At 60.4% G+C, this 21,703-nt stretch carries 22 protein-coding genes, 1 tRNA gene and 1 riboswitch; of the genes, 9 read left to right on the forward strand and 14 right to left on the reverse strand.

Translation table 11 applies throughout. The features are described 5' to 3' along the window. The 5 genes from BLV41_RS14845 to BLV41_RS14865 form a co-directional block, all read right to left on the reverse strand. Positions 1-945, reverse strand: a complete 945-nt coding sequence (locus BLV41_RS14845) for a carbohydrate ABC transporter permease (protein WP_083360801.1) — start codon at positions 943-945, stop codon at positions 1-3. After that, a complete protein-coding gene (locus BLV41_RS14850; protein ID WP_083360802.1) occupies positions 945-2,339 on the reverse strand; it encodes an extracellular solute-binding protein in 1,395 nt (464 codons plus the stop codon). Before BLV41_RS14850 ends, BLV41_RS14845 begins: the two co-directional genes overlap by 1 nt. 171 nt (positions 2,340-2,510) lie before the next feature. Continuing rightward, positions 2,511-3,308 carry an energy-coupling factor transporter transmembrane component T family protein gene (locus BLV41_RS14855; RefSeq protein ID WP_074712308.1) on the reverse strand — a complete coding sequence of 266 codons (798 nt, stop codon included), beginning with the start codon at positions 3,306-3,308 and terminating at the stop codon, positions 2,511-2,513. Then, positions 3,305-4,846 carry an ABC transporter ATP-binding protein gene (locus BLV41_RS14860; protein WP_074712309.1) on the reverse strand — a complete coding sequence of 514 codons (1,542 nt, stop codon included), beginning with the start codon at positions 4,844-4,846 and terminating at the stop codon, positions 3,305-3,307. Before BLV41_RS14860 ends, BLV41_RS14855 begins: the two co-directional genes overlap by 4 nt. A gap of 2 nt (positions 4,847-4,848) precedes the next feature. Further along, the gene (locus BLV41_RS14865) at positions 4,849-5,481 is read right to left on the reverse strand and encodes an ECF transporter S component (protein ID WP_074712310.1); all 633 of its coding nucleotides are present in this window, start codon (positions 5,479-5,481) and stop codon (positions 4,849-4,851) included. Between the two features lie 46 nt (positions 5,482-5,527). After that, positions 5,528-5,646, reverse strand: a riboswitch (TPP riboswitch). Between the two features lie 166 nt (positions 5,647-5,812). On the opposite strand from BLV41_RS14865, the gene BLV41_RS14870 reads away from it, so the two are divergent. Next, positions 5,813-6,073, forward strand: coding sequence for a DUF4235 domain-containing protein (locus BLV41_RS14870; protein WP_044571048.1), 261 nt, complete (start codon positions 5,813-5,815; stop codon positions 6,071-6,073). Between the two features lie 96 nt (positions 6,074-6,169). Here the strand turns inward: BLV41_RS14870 and mnhG are convergent, their stop codons facing one another. From mnhG to BLV41_RS14900, 6 genes are read right to left on the reverse strand one after another with little or no spacing between them, the layout of a single operon-like run. Further along, positions 6,170-6,547: a monovalent cation/H(+) antiporter subunit G gene (mnhG, locus tag BLV41_RS14875; protein WP_074712311.1), complete on the reverse strand. Its 378-nt coding sequence runs from the start codon at positions 6,545-6,547 to the stop codon at positions 6,170-6,172. Then, entirely contained in the window at positions 6,544-6,810 is a 267-nt protein-coding gene (locus BLV41_RS14880) for an MrpF/PhaF family protein (RefSeq protein ID WP_074712312.1), read from the reverse strand. Before BLV41_RS14880 ends, mnhG begins: the two co-directional genes overlap by 4 nt. 5 nt (positions 6,811-6,815) lie before the next feature. Further along, entirely contained in the window at positions 6,816-7,448 is a 633-nt protein-coding gene (locus tag BLV41_RS14885) for a Na+/H+ antiporter subunit E (RefSeq protein WP_244516922.1), read from the reverse strand. Further along, positions 7,445-9,073: a Na+/H+ antiporter subunit D gene (locus BLV41_RS14890; RefSeq protein WP_074712314.1), complete on the reverse strand. Its 1,629-nt coding sequence runs from the start codon at positions 9,071-9,073 to the stop codon at positions 7,445-7,447. The genes BLV41_RS14885 and BLV41_RS14890 overlap by 4 nt, the downstream gene beginning before the upstream one ends. Further along, on the reverse strand, positions 9,070-9,612 hold the full coding sequence (locus BLV41_RS14895; RefSeq protein WP_083360803.1) for a Na(+)/H(+) antiporter subunit C: 543 nt from the start codon (positions 9,610-9,612) through the stop codon (positions 9,070-9,072). Before BLV41_RS14895 ends, BLV41_RS14890 begins: the two co-directional genes overlap by 4 nt. After that, entirely contained in the window at positions 9,609-12,587 is a 2,979-nt protein-coding gene (locus tag BLV41_RS14900; protein ID WP_074712315.1) for a Na+/H+ antiporter subunit A, read from the reverse strand. The genes BLV41_RS14895 and BLV41_RS14900 overlap by 4 nt, the downstream gene beginning before the upstream one ends. 221 nt (positions 12,588-12,808) lie before the next feature. Between BLV41_RS14900 and BLV41_RS14905 the strand changes: the two genes are divergently transcribed. Further along, the gene (locus BLV41_RS14905; RefSeq protein ID WP_074712316.1) at positions 12,809-14,134 is read left to right on the forward strand and encodes an MFS transporter; all 1,326 of its coding nucleotides are present in this window, start codon (positions 12,809-12,811) and stop codon (positions 14,132-14,134) included. Between the two features lie 88 nt (positions 14,135-14,222). Here the strand turns inward: BLV41_RS14905 and dcd are convergent, their stop codons facing one another. Continuing rightward, positions 14,223-14,798 (reverse strand): dCTP deaminase, encoded by a 576-nt coding sequence (dcd, locus tag BLV41_RS14910; RefSeq protein WP_074712317.1) that lies wholly within the window; start codon positions 14,796-14,798, stop codon positions 14,223-14,225. Between the two features lie 101 nt (positions 14,799-14,899). Between dcd and BLV41_RS14915 the strand changes: the two genes are divergently transcribed. From BLV41_RS14915 to BLV41_RS14935, 6 genes are all read left to right on the forward strand, one after another. After that, positions 14,900-15,385 (forward strand): cation:proton antiporter regulatory subunit, encoded by a 486-nt coding sequence (locus BLV41_RS14915; RefSeq protein WP_074712318.1) that lies wholly within the window; start codon positions 14,900-14,902, stop codon positions 15,383-15,385. A gap of 7 nt (positions 15,386-15,392) precedes the next feature. Continuing rightward, positions 15,393-16,571, forward strand: a complete 1,179-nt coding sequence (locus BLV41_RS14920; protein WP_074712319.1) for a cation:proton antiporter — start codon at positions 15,393-15,395, stop codon at positions 16,569-16,571. A gap of 165 nt (positions 16,572-16,736) precedes the next feature. Further along, positions 16,737-17,045: an SHOCT domain-containing protein gene (locus tag BLV41_RS14925; RefSeq protein WP_044571065.1), complete on the forward strand. Its 309-nt coding sequence runs from the start codon at positions 16,737-16,739 to the stop codon at positions 17,043-17,045. 123 nt (positions 17,046-17,168) lie between these two features. Then, positions 17,169-17,239: transfer RNA gene (locus BLV41_RS14930), tRNA-Gly, on the forward strand. A 111-nt stretch (positions 17,240-17,350) separates the two neighbouring features. Continuing rightward, entirely contained in the window at positions 17,351-17,485 is a 135-nt protein-coding gene (locus BLV41_RS22820) for a hypothetical protein (protein ID WP_275425683.1), read from the forward strand. Continuing rightward, positions 17,482-18,645: a N(5)-(carboxyethyl)ornithine synthase gene (locus tag BLV41_RS14935; protein ID WP_074712320.1), complete on the forward strand. Its 1,164-nt coding sequence runs from the start codon at positions 17,482-17,484 to the stop codon at positions 18,643-18,645. Before BLV41_RS22820 ends, BLV41_RS14935 begins: the two co-directional genes overlap by 4 nt. Before the next feature lie 8 nt (positions 18,646-18,653). Here the strand turns inward: BLV41_RS14935 and BLV41_RS14940 are convergent, their stop codons facing one another. Then, the gene (locus BLV41_RS14940) at positions 18,654-19,700 is read right to left on the reverse strand and encodes a fatty acid desaturase family protein (RefSeq protein ID WP_074712321.1); all 1,047 of its coding nucleotides are present in this window, start codon (positions 19,698-19,700) and stop codon (positions 18,654-18,656) included. Between the two features lie 154 nt (positions 19,701-19,854). On the opposite strand from BLV41_RS14940, the gene BLV41_RS14945 reads away from it, so the two are divergent. Continuing rightward, on the forward strand, positions 19,855-20,289 hold the full coding sequence (locus BLV41_RS14945) for a very short patch repair endonuclease (RefSeq protein WP_074712322.1): 435 nt from the start codon (positions 19,855-19,857) through the stop codon (positions 20,287-20,289). A gap of 18 nt (positions 20,290-20,307) precedes the next feature. Here the strand turns inward: BLV41_RS14945 and BLV41_RS14950 are convergent, their stop codons facing one another. After that, positions 20,308-21,648: an MFS transporter gene (locus BLV41_RS14950; protein ID WP_074712323.1), complete on the reverse strand. Its 1,341-nt coding sequence runs from the start codon at positions 21,646-21,648 to the stop codon at positions 20,308-20,310. Between the last annotated feature and the right edge of the window lie 55 nt (positions 21,649-21,703).

Below are 21,703 nucleotides of genomic sequence, written 5' to 3' on the forward strand. Positions count from 1 at the left end.
CTAGTTGTAGTGCACGAAGCGTCGTGAGAGGCGGAATTGGATGGCAGTTACCAGCATGATTAACAGGGTCAGCACAATGCCGATGGCAAAAGCACGGCCAAAGTCGAGCTGCTTGAAGGCTGTTTCATAAATGACCATGACGGCTGTCCGGGTGGAGTCCCCTGGACCACCGCGGGTGATGACGTAGGGCTGGTCGAAGATCTGCAGGGCAGAGATGATCGCCATGACACTTGCCACCAGCAGGGTGGGGCTGAGCAGCGGCAGCGTGATGTTCTTGAACTGCTTCCAGCCGGTGGCCCCGTCGATGGAGGAGGCCTCATACATTTCGGTGGGGATGGAGCTGAGGCCACCAATGATGAGCAGGAAGGTGAAGCCGAAGTTCTGCCAAACGTAAACCAGGATGATGACCACCATGGCGCCGGCCTGCGACGTCAGCCACGGTACGGCCGGGATCCCCACCAATCCAATGACCTGGTTGACCAGGCCGAAGTTTTGATTGAACAGGTAGCTCATGATGATGGACACGCTGGAAGCCGAAAGCACCAGCGGAAAGAAGAATGCTGACCGGAAGAAGGTACGCAGCCAGCCCGGCATCTTGGACTGGACCAGCACGGCCAGACCAATGGAGACAGCGAGTTGCAAAGAAACCGCAACTACAACAAATCCCATGGTGTTAAGGAACGCTGTCCTGACGGTTGGATCCGCGCCAATGGCGACGAAGTTGTTCACCCCAACAAATTCCGGGGCACTGATGATGTCCCAGCGGAAAAATGCCAAGGTCAGCGAGGCGACGATGGGGACCAAGGTGAAAATGGCGATGCCGATGATGGTCGGTGCCAGGAAGACAGCTGCAAGGCGCCGGCCACCCTTGTCCTTGGCCTTGCTGGCGTTTCGGGCAGCCAACACCCTGGCTTCGGCGCGGGACTGCTTAAGCGTTGTTGACATTAGACCCTCCTCAGAGCCAGTTCGAGGTCCCGCTGCAGTGTAGACAGGGCCGGCCGGACATTGGCCGCGGAGCCGGTTACGGCGCCAAGGACGTTCTTGATCAAGGCGCTCTCAACGGCGGCCTGCTGGGGCGGGGCGGGGATGGGCCCGGAGCTGGGGAACTTGTCCAGGGTGTCGTAGAAGACCTGCCAGTGGGCTGGCCCCTTGCCCGAGTAGAGGGCCTCGTTCACCATGGACCGGCGGGTCGGCGTTGTGTTTGGGGTAGGGATGGCCAGCTCCATGGCCTCCTTGGAAGCGCAGAATTTGATCCACTCCCAGGCTTCGTCCTTGCGGGTGGAGGTCTTCATGATGGCGTAGCCCGCTGCGCCAAACTGGTGCCTCTGGGTTCGCCACTTGGGGAAGAACTGGACATCAAAATCGTTTTCGCCCATGCCCGCCTCGTGCAGACCCTCGACCCAATAGCCACCCGCCGGGGTTGTTCCAATCAGTCCGGAGGCGAACTGCGCCACGAGCTCGTTGCCGCCGCCTTGGGCGGGGCTGGTGCCAAGACCTTCGGAGACGAGGGTGCGCAGGAATTCAAAGCTCTCCGCCACGCGGGGATCCTCTGCATTGGGTTCCAGCCATTGGTAGCCACCGGAGCGCATGCCGCGCGTGGGGTCATTGGCGTAGAAGGAATCCCAGAACCAATTTCCGCCCGTACTGCGGGTTTCCTTGAGGAAGCTGGTGTCATTGGCGTAGAGCCACGGCACCACGCCGCCGAAGAGCCTGTTGGTCCAGTAATAGGGGACGAATGCCTTGCCGCCGGTCTTCTTCATGGCCGTCAGGGCATTGTAGAAATCATCATGGGTCCAGTTGTCCGCCGGCCGTGCGAGCCCGGCTTTTTGAAAGGCTCCGGTATTCATGTACATGTTGGCGCTATTGAAATCCAGTGGCAGCTGGAAAAGACTCCCCTGGTACATGAACGCCTCAACCAGGGACGGGTGGACGTCGTCGAAGTAGTCCTGCACATCAGTTTTGTCGCGCTTGATGAAGGCGTCCAGCGGTTCAGCTAGGCGTTCGGCGAATAGCTGGGCACCCTCCGTGGCCACCAAGACCACATCCGGCGATGTTCCTGCGGCGACCATGGTGAGGATCTTTGCAAAGAAGTCCCCCCAGTCCGCACCCTGAATGGCCTGAATCCTGACCTTGATGCCTGGATGGGCCGCGGAGAAGGCCTTCACCAAGTTGACCCGGCTTTCGGCGTCCTGGGCATTGCCCAGGATGGCGACATTGAGCGAATTCGTTCCCCGACCGGGGATGTCCGCTCCTGTCAGCCGGGGCCAGCTCGCCCCCACGGCGCCAACAGTGCCAGCGCCGAGTAGACCCAGCATCACCCGTCTTGATACGTCACTCATGTTGCCTCCTTGCAACTACCTAACTCGTGTTAGGAAGCATGACAGACTAGCCTAACGCGTGTCAAGCATGAGGCACGTCACATTTCAACCGGCGAGGTAACGGCCCGGAAACAGCGACGGCCCGCCCCGGTGCTGTATGCACCATGGACGGGCCGCTGCCACCCCGAAAGCCTAGCCAAACGCTGGATTCCACGTACCCAGTACGACGGCGGCACTCACCGACACCGCAGCAATCACCAAGCCCCCGGCCCCCACCCAGAGGTCCTGCCGGGAAAAAGCTGAAACCCGCGCCCAGGTGCGTGGCCCCGCACCGAAACCCTTGGCTTCCATGGTGACAGCCAGCCGCGTGGCACGCCGGACCGCCTGTACAAGCAACGCCATGGCCTGGCCCAGGTGAGCCTTGATCCCGCGAAGGAATCCGGGTTCGCCGCCCACGCCTCGGGCACGCCGGGCCATGCCGAGCGTTTGCCATTCCGCCACCAGGAGGCCGACCAGACGCATCGCGGCAAGCGCACCCAGGACAAAACGGTGCGGCAGGCGCAGCTTCTGCGCCAAGGCATCGGCCAAATCGGTGGGGTCAGTTGAAGCCAGCACAATGATTCCCGGCAACGCGATGGCCAGGCCACGCAGCGCGATGGCGACGCCGGCTTCCACGGATCCCGTGGTGAAGGCAACGGGACCCAGGGATAGCAGGAGTTCGCCCGTTTTGGGGGCCAACAGCGCCGTCCCGTATCCTCCCACAACGGCTGCGATCAAGATGGGCCAGCCCCGCATCAACAACATCCGCGCGCTCAAACCAGCCAAGGGCAACAGGGCAAATTCAAGCACCAAGGCTACGGTTGCCGACACCCAATCCACACTGATCAGCAGCACCAAAGTGACGGCCATGCCAGCCCCCAACTTTGCCAGCGGGTTGGCCCCGGCCAGCCATGCGGTGGAACGGGGTGTGGCAATAATGTCAACGCTCATCGTCGCACCCCCTGCACAACAGCTGCATCAGAGATCCGATGTGCTGCGCCGAGCTCCAGTTGCTTCCCGCCCAGCGCCGCACTGAAGGCGGCATCGTGTGTCACGGAGACAACCGCCGTTCCTGCATCCAAAAGTTCCGTCAGCAACGAGGCCAACTCCGCCCAAGTATTGGCGTCCTGCCCAAACGTGGGCTCATCCAAAATCAAGATCTGCGGACTGGCTGCCAAAACGGTGGCCACGGACAGCCTCCTTTTCTCGCCCCCGGAGAGTGTGAAGGGGTTCGCATCAGCCAGATGGTCAAGACGCAGCCGCGTCAGCAAATCATCCACCGAGTCGGCGCCGTGCCCCAAAAGTTTCGGCGCAAACAACAACTCATCACGGACACTATGGGCCACAAATTGATGTTCGGGCTCCTGAAAGACAGTGCCAATCCTGCTGATCAGCTGCCGACCACGCCATTTCAAGGGCGCGGCTCCCGCCCCGCGCGCCAGCTCCGGCAGCGCAAGCAATTCGCCGCCGGCCGGCGCAAGCAAACCCGCCAACGTCAACGCCAACGTCGACTTGCCCGCCCCATTCGGCCCGGTCACACTCAACGCCTCGCCAGCACGAACCTCCACGGAGGGCACCACGGCAACCGGTGCCACCGGATGGCGCCGCCGTCCCTTGGTGCGGGAGACGGCAAGAGCCGACGCCGTCAGCAAAAGGTGATTCCCGGCGTCGTCCATATCTCCGGATTGAGTTGCCCTGGGCCGGACGTGGGGAACACGTCCCGGCACCCAAATCCCGGCAGCAGCCAACAGCTCCCGGCTTTGCGCCATGACCGTTGCTGGCGGGCCATCGAAGAGGACACCGCCGGGCTCACCCATCCGGGAAGGGGCCAGGACCACAATCCTGTCCACCACCTCAAGCCACACAGAGACCCGATGCTCCACAACCACCAGGGTGGCGCCGGATTCATCCAGGCTGCGGCGCACGGCATCGCGCACCTCCACAACCCCATCCGGATCCAGATTGGCAGTGGGTTCATCCAGCAGCAGCAGTCCCGGGCGCATGGCCAACATGCCAGCCAGCCCAAGGCGCTGCTTCTGCCCGCCGGACAAGGCCGAACTCGGATGATCAAGGGGCAGATCCAAGCCCACGGACTCCAGTGCCGCACCCACCCGGTGCCAAATTTCCTCACGCGGCACGGAGAGGTTCTCCGCGCCGAACGCAACGTCGTCACCAATGCGCGAGAGCACCACCTGGGCGTCGGGATCTTGCTGCATCAGACCGGCCCGGCCACGGGATTCCGCCACAGGCCGGCCATCGATGAGCAATTCGCCCGTCTCATTGGCATCCTCGTCATCACCAAGCACACCCGCCAAGGCGTGCAGTAGCGTTGATTTCCCTGCGCCCGAGGGACCCAGCAAAAGAACCCGCTCCCCCGGTGAAATCTCCAGATCGAGATCCTGCACGGCGCGGCCGCCGCGGCCCGAATGCTGCCAGCCCCAGCCCTTGGCGCTAATGCGCACCGGCGCACCGGCATGCGCCGAACCCACAGTTACACCGCGCGTTCGGTGGCGGCGCCTCGTGATGGCAGGCTGGCAAGGGCGCCCGTCCGGGCCAGGCCACGCACGGCCAGCCAGGAAATCAGGCCGGCAATGACTGCGCCTGAAACCATGGCAAGGAGCACGTAGACGGCCTTCCATTCAAAGGCCCAGGCGACGTTCCAGACAATGCTGTCGTTGATGCCCATGGCCAACCCAGCCAGAGCACCAGCAAGGAGGGCTACGGGCAGGTTGAACTTCCGGTAGCGGAAGATGGCAAAGCCCAGCTCAGCACCAAGGCCCTGCACCAGGCCGGACAGCAGCACGGTGAAGCCAAAGTGTGTGCCCAAAAGGCCCTCGACCGTGGCCGCGATGAGTTCACAGTACAGAGCAGCTCCAGGCTTGCGGATGACCAATGCACCAAGGACGCCGGCGATCAGCCAGCCGCCACCGTACAGGGCTCCCAGTGGAGGGAATGCCACGGTGAGGGCGCTGACGACCCCGTAGCCGGCAGACCAAAGCCAGAAAATGACGCCCACGGCAACGCCAAGGACAGAGACCACAACAATGTCCACCACGCGCCAAGTGGACTTCTTGCTCTTTTGTGTTTCTTGCGCGGCGGATTCGCCCGCGAATGACTTACTCATGTTTCCTCCTTTTCAGGAGGGGCGGCCGCGGCGGTATTTCCGCGCAGCCGAAGAGAACTCGACTCCCTTCGCCGGTACTAGCCGGAGCAGGTTCGAGGGTCTGCGGCGAACCGCACTCTCAGCGCCGGATCCCAAGGTTAGGATGACGCTCCCCTGTCGTGTTTGAATTGCGGCTTAAGTTTACCCCTCGTCGCAACCCGGGAGCTAATGTCATGCGTCATGAGCCGCCGCAGTTTGCTGCAAGTCTCGTTTGCCGTGCAGCCTGTACCGGCTAGGCTGGCCTTAGGTTTCCGCCTTGTGCGGGCCGTGCCAAACACGTTAGGAGTCCTTCATGAACATTGTTTTGAAATTGCTCGGAACCGGGGTGAGCCTGGGTGCCGGGTTTGCTGCCAGCAAGCTCGTGGACACCGTCTGGGAGAAAAGCACCGGGAACAAGCCACCCAAGGACGGTGCCAACCTGGAGAACAGCCTTCGTTCGGCGCTGACGTTCGCACTGGTCTCCTCCGTGGTGGCGGCGATCATCCAGACCATTGCGGGGCGCACCACGCAGAAGGCGATCGCCCGCTTCAACAAACACCCCGAAGAAGTCTAGGCAGCATCACAAAAGGCCCCGTTCCGCGAGCCTGGGTTTTGAATCCCAGAACGACGCCGAACGGGGCCTTTGCGTGCAATCTTCAGTGATGCGGGGCTACTTCCGCGGGGACTCCTTGCGGGTATCGTCCTGGATGGCCGCGCCCACCACTTGATCGAGCTCGTCCACACTGAGCAATTCCGGGCGCCGATGCTTGGTTCGGTAGCCGGCACGGCCAACCATGTGGGCCGAGACCGGCACGGTGAGAAGCTGAAAAAGCCAGGCAACTATCAAGATCGGCAGGAGCGTCCACGAACGCATCTGCAGCCCAATGGCGGTCAGCATCAACAAGAGCCCCAGGACCTGGGGCTTGGTGGCCGCGTGCATACGGCTCATCAGGTCAGGGAACCGCAGCAGGCCGATGGCCGCAGCCAGGCTCATGAAGGCCCCAAGCAGCAATGCAATGGCGGTCAGGACATTGAGAAAAGTGTTCATCCGTCCTCCTTCTTATGTGCCACGAAGCGGGCAACCGTCACCGAGCCAATGAATCCGATCACTGTCAACACCACCAACAGGGCAAGATTGTCGGTGTGCTGATTCATGGCCATTTCGGTGGCCAGTGCGGCGCCGAAGATGGCCAGCAAAACATCGGCGGCAATCACGCGGTCAAGCAGTGAGGGCCCCTTGGCAATCCTGTAGATTGTGCCAGCTGCGGCGAGGGACAACAGAGCGGCAACAATAATGACAACAACACCCATGGCTTTTACTGCACCTCCCCAGTAGTTTCGGCTTTTCCAACAGTGGACTGCGGCGAGGTTGCATAGGTGAGGATGGCGGCTCCCGACCTCTCAGCTTTTACCAGGGCCAACTCTTCTTTTGTCCCCATAACTTGGATCAGCCGTGCCTCAATGTCCTGAATGCCCCTGCGGACCTTGTCCACGCTCTCCGGGGTCGGCGCATTCATGGCGTGTACGTAAAGGGTGGCGCAACCTCGATCGACCTCCACCACCAGCGACCCTGGAATGAGCGAAAGGACGTGGCCAACGGCTGTCATGAGTAGATCAGAGGGGCTTCGCAAGGGCACCGCGATGACGGCATTTCGGATCTTGGGCCCCTTGACCACCGACCAGAAGAGGACCTGGAAACTAGCTACCGTGACTTCCTTCAGGAACCACAGCGCCAACGTCGCTGCACGCAGCACGTTGAAACGGCCGCTCAACTCGATGGGCGGCAGGTAGAACATCTGAAAGACGGCTATGGCAATCAACGCGCCAAAGAGCAGGTTTCCGGCACTAAAATCCTGCCAGAGGGCACCCCACACCACTACCAGCCAGATCAGCAGCGGCAATTTCTGGAGGAAGTTGAGCTTGCGCCTGTAGTTCATGCTCTGACTCATGGAGTCACCGCCCCACTGCCCATCACGGCTTCAATGTACTGGGTTCGCTCGAGCATGCTGGTGGCTGCCTCATGACTGAGATCAAAAAGTGGTCCGGCGAAGAACGTCATGGCCAACCCCAAAAGCACCAGCCCCATGGTGGAGTACACCATCATCTTGGGCAGGATGGGGACCTCATTTTCGCCGGAGAAACGCCCCTCCGTTGCATCCACGTGCTTGCTGGTTCGCAACGCGCGCATGCTCGGTGCGCCCGAGGAATCCGGCGCGGTGGCCAGAAGCACGGGGTCTGGATCCTCGGCGTCAGCCGCACTGCGCCAGAACACGCGGTTCCACACGCGGGCCATGGCCAACAAGGTGAGCAGGCTGGCTACCACCCCGCCCACCACAACCGCGTAGGCCAGTGGTGAACCGTCTGCCACACCGGCTTGAAGCAAGCCCAACTTGCCGAGGAAGCCCGAGAAAGGCGGAATGCCGGCAAGGTTCATGGCCGGGATGAAATATAGGACACCCAAAATGGGAGACAACTTCGCCAAGCCACCCAGTCGTGTAATGGATGAGGTACCGCCACGGCGTTCAATCAGACCCGTGACCATGAACAAGCTGGTTTGGATGGTGATGTGGTGGATGACGTAGAAAATGGTGGCGGCAAGTCCCAGAACTGATGAAAGCGCAACACCAAAGATCATGTAACCGATGTGGCTCACCAAGGTAAAGGAAAGCATTCGCTTTATATCCGTCTGGGCCACGGCACCCAGAATTCCCACCACCATGGTTAGCAGGGCAACAACGAGAAGTGCGGCATTAAAATCTGCCGTGGGAAAGAGCAGCGTTTCCGTACGCACAATGGCATATACGCCAACCTTGGTCAGCAACCCGGCAAACACGGCCGTGACCGGTGCGGGGGCCGTGGGGTAGGAGTCGGGAAGCCAGAAGGACAGCGGGAAGACTGCCGCCTTGATGCCGAACGCCACCAGCAGCAGCACGTGCAACAGGTTTTGTGTGCCGGGGTCGAGCTCGCCAAGTTTCACGGCCAAATCAGCCAGTGTCACGGTTCCTGTGGCTCCGTAGACCATGGCTATGGCGATCAGGAACAGCAAGGATGACACCACACTGACAACCACATAGGTGATGCCGGCCCGGATTCGGGATCCCGTGCCACCCAGGGTCATGAGCACGTAGCTGGCGGTCAGCAGGATTTCAAAGCCCACATAAAGGTTGAACAAGTCACCGGCAAGGAAGGCGTTGGAAACGCCCGCAACCAGGATCAAATAGGTGGGGTGGAAAACGGAGACCGGTCCGCCTTCTTCCCCGTCGGCGGCACCCTGTCCGGTGGCGTAGGCCAGAACGGCCAGGCTGACGGCCGATGAAATGACAAGCAGCAGGGAGGAGAACTGGTCGGCCACCATGACAATGCCGAAGGGCGGGGCCCACCCACCCAAGTGCACCGCGATGGGACCTGATTGCCACACGCTCGCCAGAACCCAAACTTCCAAGAGCAGGGTGATGGTGATGGTGGCGAGGCTCACGCGGCGCTGCGCGCGTGGGTGCCTGATCAGGACGAAGGCAAGAGCCGCGCCGAGAAAGGGTATGACTACAGCGAGTGGGGTCATACTGGCGACGTTCATTCCTTGTCCTTTCCGGGAGTCACTGGGTGTACACCGTTTTCCTTGGTTGATGATTCAGGAGATCCGGACGTTTTCTTGGGGCCAATGCCTGGAACGGTTTCGCGCCTGGCCAGAGGCTGATCGTTCTCATGGAAGTCAGAAATTTCGACGGCGATTTCGGAGTCTTCCTCGTCGTCGTAGATTTCCTGTTTGGCAACGCGAATATCTTCCATATCCACCTGGATATGATCGGCCCTGCTCAGTAGCCAGGAACGGTAAATCAGGCTCAACATGAAAGCCGTGACAGCGAAAGAAATCACAATGGAGGTCAAGATAAAGGCCTGCGGAAGTGGATCATTGAATTCCGTGGACGGTATGTCTTTGCTGAAGATCGGCGCCAGCCCGGCATAGCCGCCTGTTGTCAGCAGCAGCACGTTCGTTGCGTTGGCCAGCAGCATCAGCCCGAGCAAAACACGGGTCAGGCTGCGCTCGAGCAGGAGGTAGATGCCCACGGCGTAGAGCACTCCCATGACCAGCAATAAGGTGAGGTTCACGCTCATCGTCCCACCTCCAGTGGCTCGTCGTCCTCGATCATTTCGATGCGCCCGGTCCCGTCTTCTTCGTGTTGGTCAATCTCAGAACCCAGACTGCGCAGGACATCGACCACAAGACCCACCACCACCAGATATACGCCGATGTCAAAGAGTGTTGAGGTTACAAATTTGACGTGCCCAAAGATGGGCAGGTCAAAGGCGATAATGGCGCTTTGGAAAACGTCCCCGCCAAGGAACAGCGGAATAGCACCCGTCAGGGCGGCCAGTGCCAAGCCCACACCCAGCAGCGTTCCTGCTGAGATTCGGGTGGCCTCGGCCAGCTCGAATCGTCCGCCGGCCAGGTAGCGAATTGTCAGAGCCAAGCCCGCCACGAGGCCGCCGGCAAAGCCACCGCCCGTGGCATTGTGGCCCGCCAGCAGCAGGTAGATGGAAAGAACAATAATGCTGTGGAAGACCAGCCGGGTAACAACCTCGATGATGATGGAGCGACGTTCCGGAGCCAAGGTGCGTCCGGCCACGAGCCACGGGTTGCCAGCCGATTGGGTGAACCGTTCGGCAAGCTTGATGGTGGCCTGTGAGGCGTCCACGCGAAGCTTGCCAATGCTGCCCGTTTCAACAGTTTCAGCCCGCGGCAGGGAGTTCCCTCGGCCGCGAACAAAGATCAGGCTGGCAACACCAGTGGCTGCGATGGCCAAGACCGAGATCTCACCAAACGTGTCCCAGGCCCTGATGTCCACGAGAGTCACGTTGACTACGTTGAGACCACCGCCACCTGCATATGCCAATTCAGGCATGTGCAGGCTGATGGGCTCATGGATCCGTGAACCCATGGCAACAATTGCCACGATGATCATGGTGACCCCAAAGCCGATGCCCAGAATCAGGCGGACCACCCGGTGGCTGCCCACTGATTTTCGTTCCAGCAGGCCCGGCGGCAGCTGGCGCATGGCGAGGACGAAGGCCACCAGAATGATGGTTTCAACCAGCATCTGTGTCAGCGCCAGGTCCGGGGCGCCCTGCAACGCAAAGATCAGCGCAATGCCGTATCCGGTGACCGAGACCATCAGAACGGCCATGAAACGCTTGCTGGCGCGCGCGGCAGATACCGCGCCCACAACAATGGCCACTCCGGCAATCATTTGGAAGGGCGAGCCCGGGTCAATGAAGTAGAGGGAGTCCGTCCAGTTCTGATCACCCAGGAACAGAACCACCAGGACGGAAGCCATGGCGGTGGACAGGATCACCGCGAGATAGAAGAAGAGTGAACCACGCTGCGTACGTCCAGTAATCCAAATGGCGACAATGTCCAGGACCACGATCAATTGCCGATAGGCCCGCTCAAAGTCCCAAGGGGCCCGGATGCGGCTTTGCAAGGCTTCCACCTTGTTCCGCAACAGGAACAAGCCAAGACCCGAGAGAACCACAATGGCGCTCAGACCCAATGCGGGCGTAAATCCGTGCCACAGCAGGAGGTGGAAACCGTGGGGGTCATAGGCCGGGAATAGATCGCTGTACGGCTTGATCCATCCCTCAACAATCTGCGGGAAGAATCCGTAGCCAAGCGTCAAGACACTCAGCAGCGCCGGTGCGGCAAGGAACAACCAACCAACCGGCTTGAAAACGGTGGCCATGCCCTTGTCCTTGGTGGAGAAGCCACCCCACATGAACCGGGCACTGTAGGCAAACGTCAGAATCGAGCCAAGCACCATGCCAACCAGTACGGTCCACCCAACCAAGGGGCCGGCCGAGCCGTGGCTGGCCGAGGCAATGAACGCCTGGAAGATGCCTTCCTTGGCAACAAAACCAGCCAACGGCGGCAAACCAGCCATGGACGCTACACCAATGAGTGCCACCACACCGAGTTTCGGTGCAGACTTGAAAACTCCGGACAATTCACGGATATCTCGCGTGCCACTCTGGTGGTCAATAATGCCCACAACCAGGAACAGGGAAGCCTTGAACAAACCGTGTGCCAGCACCATGGCCATGCCCGCCATGGCTGCTTCTTGTCCGCCCAAACCAACCACCAAGGTGATGAAGCCGAGCTGGCTGACGGTGCCGTAGGCGAGAATCAGTTTGAGATCGAATTGCCTAAGGGCGCGCCAGCCGCCCAACAGCATGGTGGCCAGTCCCAGCACCACAATCATGGGCTGCCAGTATTCGGTCTGCGCAAAGCCGGGGGCCAGCCGTGCCACGAGGTAAATTCCAGCCTTCACCATTGCGGCTGCGTGGAGATATGCACTGACCGGGGTGGGTGCCGCCATGGCTCCGGGCAGCCAGAAGTGGAAGGGCAGCAGGGCGGACTTGGTTACCGCGCCCACCAGCAGCAGGGCAACACCAATATCGAGCACAATCCGGAGACTTCCAGAGCTCGCCATGAGCTCCGGCGCCTTGGCCAGCACTGAAGAAATGCTGTACGTTCCCGCGCTCTCGCCAATCATGATCAGGCCCACCAGCATGGCGAGGCCGCCGAAGGTGGTCACAATCAATGCCTGGAGCGCGGCTCGTCGGGCCGCTATACGGGTGCGCGCGTAACCAATCAACAGGTAGGAAAGAACAGTTGTCAGTTCCCAGAAAACAAATAGGAGTATGAAGTTATCCGCGGTGACGAGTCCAAACATGGCCCCGGCGAAAGCCAACAGTTGGGCGCCAAAGCCGCCCAGTCCGGCGTCGTTTGTCTTGAAGTATCTGGCGCAGTAGGCCAGCACCAGCGCACCAACACCCAGCACCAGCAGCGACATCAGCCATGAAAGCTGATCCATCCGGAAGGAAAGGTTGAGGTCGAGGACCGGTATCCAATTGATCTCAAGCGATGGGCTCGGCAATGTGTCCGAGAACACATTTTCATATTGCGCAACAAGCCAAATGAAGCTGATTCCGGGAACGGCGGCGAGAACGTAGAACGCCGATCGGCCCCACCGGGAAAATAAAATGGGCGCAAAAATGGCAACGATGAAGTGCGCGCAAAGGACAAACAACACTGGGGGCTCCACATGTTTCGGGCTGGAAATGAGCGAATCACGGGGTTTAACGTCGGTTCCCGACCCCACCAGCCTATCAAGTGGCGGCCCCCACAGATGCCGCCGGAGCCACGCGCCACAGCGCCCCCAATCCGACTGCACCGTTGACGGCTTCGCTGCGGCCACGCAATGTTCACCCATATTGACCCCGAGGGACCAATGCGGGCGATAGCATGTGCCGTATGACTGAGTACCCGCCCGCCGCTGCCTCCTTGCCAGCCGCCCCGACCAAGACGCCGGGGACAACTGGGCAGATCGTTGCCTGGTCTTTGTGGGATTGGGGTGGTGCGGCCTTTAACTCCGTCATGACCACCTTCATTTTTACGGCCTTGTACCTGACGGGTGACGCTTTTGGCGGCGCCGACAAGGCAACGGCCACCCTGGCGTTTGCCATGTCCATTTCCGGATTTGCTATTGCACTGCTAGCTCCGGTGGCCGGGCAGCGCACGGATCACAGCGGCCGGCGCAAGTTGTGGCTGGGCATCAACACGGCGATTGTGGCGATGCTGACGGCGGCCTGCTTCTTCGTCCGACCGCACGAGTCATACCTACTCTTTGGCTGCATGCTGATCGCCGCCGGCCACGTTTTCTTTGAGATCGCAGGCGTCAATTACAACGCCATGCTTTTGCAAATTTCAACCAAAAAGACCATTGGCAAGATCAGCGGATTCGGCTGGGCCGCCGGATACTTGGGTGGCATCGTTGCCCTGCTCATTGTGTATTTTGCGTTGATCAAGCCCGAGGTTGGCATCTTTGGCATCACCAGCGCCGACGGCATGACCTACCGGGTCGTGGCACTTTTCTCCGCGCTGTGGATCCTGGTGTTCTCCATTCCAGTCATGTTTGCCATCCCCGAATCCAAGCCCGATCCGGATATGCCCAAAGTGGGATTCTTCCAGTCGTACAAGGAGTTGTACTGGACCATTAGGCTGCTGTGGAAGGCCGATCGGCACACCGTGTACTTCCTGATTTCCAGCGCCATCTTCCGCGACGGCCTGGCCGCCATCTTCACCTTTGGTGCCGTCTTGGCCGTTGGATCCTTTGGTTTCAAGACCGGCGACGTCTTGATTTTCGCCATCGCAGGCAACGTTGTGGCCGCCATTGGGGCTCTCTCGGCCGGTTTCTTCGACGACAAGTTTGGTCCCAAGGCCGTCATTGTCACATCCCTCGTGGGGCTGCTAGTTTCCGGCGGCGCATTGCTGTTCCTGGACGGCAAGAACGCGTTCTGGGTCTTCGGCTTAATCCTGTGTCTCTTTGTTGGTCCGGCCCAATCATCGGCCCGAACGTTCATGGGGCGCCTGGCACCCGAGGGTCAGGAAGGGGAACTGTTCGGCCTCTACGCCACAACGGGGCGTGCCGTATCCTTCTTGGCTCCGCAGCTCTTTGGCCTGTGCATCGTCATCTTCGGCGCTCAGCGCTGGGGAATCATAGGCATTCTTGCGGTACTCCTGTTGGGCCTGCTGCTGCTCCTGCCGGTCAAGGCCCCGCCGCACGGCGTCAACGCCTAGCTGGGAGCCATTGGGACGACGGCCCGCCGTCGTACGCCATCCGATCCCACTGCTCGCAGCGAGACCCTCGCCGTCTTGGGTCCGGGGACTAAATCTTTGTCTGGTGGAAGTTCAGGAACGAACGCGACGCCGTGGGGCCGCGCTGGCCCTGATAGCGGTTCTGGTGCGGGCCGGTGCCGTATGGGTTCTCGGCAGGGGAGGTCAGCTGGAAGAAGCACAGCTGGCCAATCTTCATGCCGGGCCACAGCTTGATCGGCAGCGTGGCGGCATTGGACAGCTCAAGGGTGATGTGACCGGAGAATCCCGGATCGATGAAGCCCGCTGTTGAGTGCGTTACCAGGCCCAGGCGGCCCAGCGAGGACTTGCCTTCGAGGCGTGCGGCCACGTTGTCCGGAAGCGTGACGGTCTCGTACGTGGAGGCCAGGGCAAACTCACCCGGGTGCAGGATGAAGGCCTCGGTCGAGTCAACTTCAACCATGCGGGTCAGCTCGGGCTGCTCCTCCGATGGGTCAATGTGGGCGTAGCGGTGGTTATCGAACAGGCGGAAGTACCTGTCGATGCGCACATCAATACTCGATGGCTGCACCATGGAGGGGTCATAGGGGTCCAAGACAATGCGCTTGGCTTCAATTTCGGCACGTATGTCGCGGTCAGAGATCAGCACCTTCTAAAAATAGCGTATCGAGGTGCCCTCGGGACTATTTGGGGGCAGTAATGCGTTGATGATAGGGGGATTTAGAGAATCACACAGCTAAGGTAAGAACCATGAATATTGAAGAGACGCCTCTTCCTGGAATTGGCGTACGCAGGGAGCTGCAGCTGGGCATCGGACGGCGGGTGGGGGTTGTGACACACCGTGACGGCCGCACCGAGCTGATCCTCTCCCGCGCCGACGATCCTGACGCGTGCGCGGCATCCATCCCGCTCACCGCCGAAGAGGCTGCCGGGCTCGGCCAGCTGCTGGGATCCGCGCAGCTCATTGCCCAGCTCAGCGCCGAGCAGGAAAACGTGTCAGGCATCAGCACGCACCAGATTTTGATTCGCAAGGGTTCGGCTTTTGCCGGACGAACCATGGGAGATACTCAGATGCGCACCCGCACCGGGGCCTCGATTGTGGCATTGCTGCGAGATGGTGACGTCATTGGTTCTCCCCGTCCCGATGAAGTGCTGCACGTTGGCGATCTGGTGGTCATTGTTGGTACTGACGACGGACTGGCCGAGGCCGCCCTGATTTTGCAGTCCAAAGCGTAATCACTCCATGGACCCAACCACCCTCTCCCTCATTCAGCTCGGCATCGTCTTTTTTGGGCTCGGATTTCTGGGGCGGTTGGCCGGGCGAATCGGCATGTCCCCGGTTCCGCTGTACCTCTTGGGAGGTTTGGCCTTTGGTCAGGGTGGGTTTGTCCATCTCGGCGGCATAGACGGCTTCGCGCATATAGCCAGCGAGATTGGCGTCATCCTTCTCCTACTTATGCTTGGTCTGGAATATACGGCCAAGGAGCTTGTCACGGGCTTGAAGCAGTCGTGGATGGCCGGGGTGGTGGACATCGTCCTGAATATGCTTCCCGGTGTTGCGGTTGCCTTGATTCTTGGCTGGGGGCCTGTTGGGGCGATGGTCATGGCAGGCATCACCTACAGCTCCTCCTCGGGCATCATCGCCAAGGTACTCGGTGATTTAGGCCGTCTGGGAAACCGGGAAACGCCTGTGGTCCTTTCCATTCTTGTATTTGAAGACTTGGCCATGGCGGCGTACCTGCCGATCTTGACGGCCGTGCTGGCGGGCGTTTCGTTCATGGGTGGACTGACCGCCGTCGGAATCTCCCTGCTTGTCATCACGCTCGTGCTGGTCGGCGCCCTGCGCTTTGGGCACGTCGTGTCCAATGTTCTGGACAGCCCGGACAGGGAATCGTTCCTGCTGAAACTTCTCGGCGCCGCACTGCTGGTGGCCGGTGTGGCCTCGGCCATGCAGGTCTCGGCAGCGGTGGGCGCGTTCCTGTTGGGCATCGCCATTTCGGGTGGCACGGCGGAGAACGCCACACGGGTTCTTGAACCGCTGCGCGATCTTTTCGCCGCGATGTTCTTCGTCGTGTTCGGCCTCAACACCGATCCAGGCTCGATTCCTCCCGTTCTGGGGGTGGCATTGTTGCTTTCTCTGGTCACCGCCCTCACGAAGGTGGCTACCGGCTGGTGGGCGGCACGGCGGCAAGGCATCGGTATTCCGGGTCGCGCCCGCGCCGGCGCTGCGTTGATTGCCCGGGGTGAGTTCTCGATTGTTATTGCCGGTCTGGCCGTTGCTTCCGGTGCGGTCCCGCCGGAATTGGCGGCGCTGGCCACCACCTATGTGCTCATCATGGCCGTCAGCGGCCCCATTGCCGCTCGTTACGTTGAACCTTTGACGCGCCTGTTTCAGGGCAAGCAGCCAGAACCTGCCATCTAGTCTTCATTGGCTAGGCACGACCCCGGACGGCCGCCTTCCTCTGATGTCTCCCTTGCCACCGGGCTGCTCAAGCGAGCAACCTACCCAAGCAGTCTCAGGCAACCTACGATGAGAGCAGCCGCATGCCATTGAGAAGGTGCGGAACCCACCATATTGGAGTTCACCATGGTTTTTGGCCGACGTAATCGCCCCTCGCTTCTCGGCACTGCCGCGCGAACGGCTGTCATCGCAGGGACCGCCACGGCTGCCAGCAATGCCGTCAACGCCAAGGCTGCGAATCAACAAGCCGCACAACAGCAGGCCGCGGCTGCACAGTTCTTGCCGACCCCGGTGGCCGCCCCGGCTCCGGTGCTGGCACCAACCGCTCCCGGTGAGGACTTGTTGAGCAAGCTCGAACGCCTGGCCGCCCTGCACGCCTCGGGCGCGCTCACCGATGCCGAATTCACGGCCGTGAAGGCCTCCATCATTGGCTAAACACCCCGGATCATCTTCGGCGGCGGCATCTGAACTTGTGCGTGTCATTGGTCAGAAGCACCCCGGGTCTCGGGCTAGAATCAATACCGGAACAATGCGGCGCCAAGCCGCAGAGATTCCAATGCGGGCGTAGCTCAATGGTAGAGCGCTAGCTTCCCAAGCTCGATACGCGGGTTCGATTCCCGTCGCCCGCTCTGTGTGAAGGTTGCCCCTGAGTATTAACTCAGGGGCAACAGTTCTTTAACTCCCGGTGCGTGTAGGGTCAGGCCATGGGGTCATTTTGGCCCCACCTTTAGGGAGCTGACATGGGCGACAAATCACCACGGCAAACCGCATCGAAGAAATCCAGCAAATCCATCAAGGAAAAGCGCGCTGACAAACGCGCTGGCGAAACCACGGCTTCGATCGCGGACAAACCCACGCCAGCAAAGAAGAAATGAGTCCCGAAACTACCGGGCTGCGTCTGGGCGTTCTAGGAAAATCACGCAAGCCTGACGAACGCCGCGCCCCCATTCACCCGGAACATTTCTCTCGCATGGAAGAGGAAGTCCGCTCCCGGCTCATTGTCGAAGAGGGCTACGGCGACCGCTTCGGAATGTCCGACGACGTCCTGGCCACGTTGGTGGGCAAGGTGGCCTCCCGCGAGAAGCTCATAGCAGAAGCCGATGTTGTCCTGCTACCCAAGCCGCAGGCTTCTGACCTGGCCGATCTCAGGGACGGCCAAATCCTCTGGGGTTGGCCGCATTGCGTGCAGGACCGCGCCATTACGCAACTGGCCATCGATAAGAAGCTAACGCTCATTGCCTTTGAAGCCATGAATCATTGGGCCTCCGACGGCGGCTTTGGGCTTCACGTGTTCCACAAGAACAACGAGATTGCCGGCTACTCCTCGGTGATGCATTCCTTGACCCTGACGGGTTCAACGGGCGATTATGGGCGGCGACTCAAGGCAGTTGTCATTGGTTTCGGCGCCACCGCCCGCGGAGCCGTGACAGCCTTGAAGGCCCTTGGAATCCACGACGTGCAGGTCCTAACGAGCCGCAATGTGGCAGCCGTGGCAGCCCCGATCCACTCGGCCGAGATGGTGCAGTTTGATTTTGCACCCGAGGCCCCCTATACGGGTTTTGTCATGGTGGAAGATGGTGATGTGCCGTTGAGTGTGTTCCTCGCCGAGGCGGACATCGTAGTCAATTGCACGTTGCAGGATCCCAACGATCCCATGACGTATCTGGCGGAGGCCGACCTTGACGCGTTCCGGCCCGGCAGCTTGATCGTGGACGTTTCCTGCGACGAGGGCATGGGATTCAGTTGGGCCCGCAGCACCACGTTCAACGATCCAATGTTTACGGTGGGGAACCATATCAACTACTACGCGGTTGACCACAGTCCCAGTTACTTGTGGAACTCGGCCACGTGGGAAATCAGTGAAGCCTTGTTGCCGTTCCTTGACACGGTCCTAGCTGGCCGGGAGGCCTGGACGGGGTCGGAGCCCATTGCCCGAGCCATCGAAATTTCCGACGGCGTGATCATCAACCCGGCCATCCTTGAGTTCCAAGGGCGCCAGGAAAACTACCCGCATCTGCCGCTGATCGAGGGATAACCTCAGATTCAGCGATATCGGCGTACCAACGGGCACTCAAAAGGGTCCGCGGCCGATAGGCCCACCCGGTTAAGGTAGCGCACCACGTGGGCATAAGACCGGAACAGTCCGGTTTCGGTGAACACGATCCCGTTGTTCTCACACGCCTGACGGACCAAGGCATTGGCGCGGCGCAGTTCCGGCCGCGCCATGTCGGGGAACAGATGGTGTTCCACCTGGTGGTTCAACCCGCCCATCAAGGTGTCGATAAAGAACCCGCCACGGATATTGCGGCTTGTCACCACCTGACGGGTCAAAAAATCCACCCGGCTGCCAGTCTCCAGGACTGGCATGCCCTTGTGGTTCGGCGCAAAAGAGGCGCCCATGTAAAATCCAAAGACTCCCATCTGCACGCCAACAAAGGCCAGTGCCATGCCCCACGGAAGCATGACGAACAACACCGTCAGGTAACTGCCAAAGCGCAGGACCAGCAGCCCAATCTCCACGAAGCGGTACTTTACGCCGCGCCGGCCAAACAACGTCTTGGCCGAGTCAAGGACAAGACTCAAGCCCAAGAAAAGAATGAGCGGAAACAAGAGCGTGCCCTGGTGGCGGGTAATGGCAGCCGCAAATCCGTGCTTTGTGGCTGCACCTTCTTCATGGAACGCCACAATTCCGGTGTGAATGTCCGGATCCTTGCCCTTGACGTTCGGGTATTGGTGGTGCGCCGTGTGCTTCTTGACCCACATGGCGTAGCTCATGCCCACCAACAGCGGGCCCAGGATCCGCGCCGTCCAGTCGTTGGCACTTCCCGAGGAAAATACTTGGTGATGGGCGGCCTCGTGAGCCAGGAACGCGAATTGGGTGAATACCAACCCGAGGACGGCGGCTATCAGGAGCTGGAACCAGGTCTGTCCAAGCAACACGAATCCTGTGCCGGCGGCACCGAGAATCATCAACAGGACGGCAAATAAGAGTGCATAGAATGTCCGACGGCGGCGCATCAGCCCAGCCGCACGCACACTCTTTAGCAGCCCGGCATAGCTCTCAACAATGGGATTGGATTGATGTCGCATGGTGTCACCGGCTGGTCAGGGTCGACCGTCAAGCCGGCAAGATACCCGAAAAGAAGTTTTCGTACGTTAATTTTAGTCCTTGAAGGGGCAGGAAGCTCCTCCCCTGCCCCTTCAATTCATTTCCCTCCAACAAGCGTGCGCGTAGCATGGGTCCATGGTTGATTCACTGACCAAAGAACAACGCCACCGCGTCATGTCAAGCATCCGCAGCAAGGACACTCGGCCGGAAATGCTGGTCCGGCGGCTGCTGTTTGCTGAAGGCTACAGATACCGGCTGCACGCATCGGATTTGCCCGGCACACCTGACCTAGTTTTCCGCGGGAACCAGCAGGCCATCTTTGTGAACGGCTGTTTTTGGCACTCCCACGGTTGCTCCAACGGATCCCATAAGCCGGCAACGAATGCCGAATTCTGGGACGCCAAGCGGACGAGGACCGTTCAGCGGGACGGCCAGGCTCTGGCGGGGCTGGAAAGCCTCGGATGGAGGACGCTCACGGTGTGGGAATGCGAGCTGCACGACCTTGGGTCCGTGGCAGCCTCCCTTCACGATTTTCTGGGTCCGCCGGGCCACAGTCGAAAGCCCGCCTGAACCTGCTGGGCGTAGGGCTCAGCCCACCTTGGCCACAATAAAGACGGGGCGACGTGCACTGCGCAGATTCACCTGCAGTGTCAACTGCCCACGCTTTGCCAATACCAAGCCAATCACGACGGCGGCGAGCAACGGCATGCCGCCAGCAAGCACCATGGCCCACTGCACGCCCCAATTCTCGGCCAACCAGCCCATGAGCGGTCCGCCCACGGCCTGGCCACCCAGAAGTACCATGACGTAAAGGCTCATGACGCGGCCTCTGATGGAAACGTTGGTTGACATCTGCACCAGCTGATTGGCGCTGGTGAGGAATAGCAGCGAGGCGAATCCAGCCACGACCATGACCACTCCGAAGGTGACCATACTGGGTGCTGCCGAGGCAATAATCAGCAACACACCATAGGCGCCAGCTGCTGTCATGACTCCCCGCAGCCGCAACGTCGCAATCCTTGTCGAGGCCAGCGCACCACCCAGTGCACCGAGGGCAACGAGAGTATTCAGCAGGCCGTAGCCGCCGGCACCAACATCGAACACGTTGTTGGCGTAGGCGGCCATCAGTACGGCCAAGCTGAGACCGAACACGGCAAAGACGGCAGCCATGACGGCTGGCCAGAAGATGGTCGGTTTGCCCAACGCATACCGAACACCCTCCATGAGCTGGCCCTTGGCGCGCTTCACGGGCGGCATTCTCACCAGTTCCGACGAGCGGATCATCGTCAATGAGAGCACGGTGATGGTGCAGGCAAGTGCGTTGGCCGCGAAGGCCCAACCGCCACCGACCGCCATGATCAGGACGCCGCTGATCGCGGGGCCGATCATGCCGCCGAGTTGAAAAATAGAGGAGTTCAGGCTGATCGCGTTGCGAAGTTGAGTGGGCCCCACCAACTCGTTGACGAACACCTGGCGGGCGGGCTGATCAGCAACCACAACGAGCCCCAGAATGAAGGCAATGACGTAAATGTGCCACACCTCGAGGTGCCCGGTCAGCGCAAGCACGGCCATAAGAGTCGCCAGCACCGCTGCCGAACCCTGGCTGATCATGAGAATGAGCCGCTTGGAGTACCTGTCGGCAAGGATTCCGCCCAGCGGCATCAAGACGAGGGAGGGGATGAACTGCATGAAAACGGTAATGCCGACGGCGGTGACGGAGCCGGAAAGTTCCAACACCATCCAGTCCTGTGCCACTCGCTGCATCCACACAGCAATGACGGCCACAATATTTGCGGAAGCGAAAATGCGGTAGTTGCGGATCTTGAGCGAGGAAAAGGTCTGACTCCACGGAGGACGTGTTGTCACTAGGTTGATGGGTGCGGTCAGGGCAGCATTCATAGGTGCTGATGGGGGCGTCAACGCGTTCATCCTGGGTTTGGTGGGGCGGAAAGGGTCTACCTCTTCAACCCTAGGCTGAGCCGTC

Origin of the sequence: Arthrobacter alpinus (assembly GCF_900105965.1) — a bacterium.
Classification (GTDB): Bacteria; Actinomycetota; Actinomycetes; order Actinomycetales; family Micrococcaceae; genus Specibacter; species Specibacter alpinus.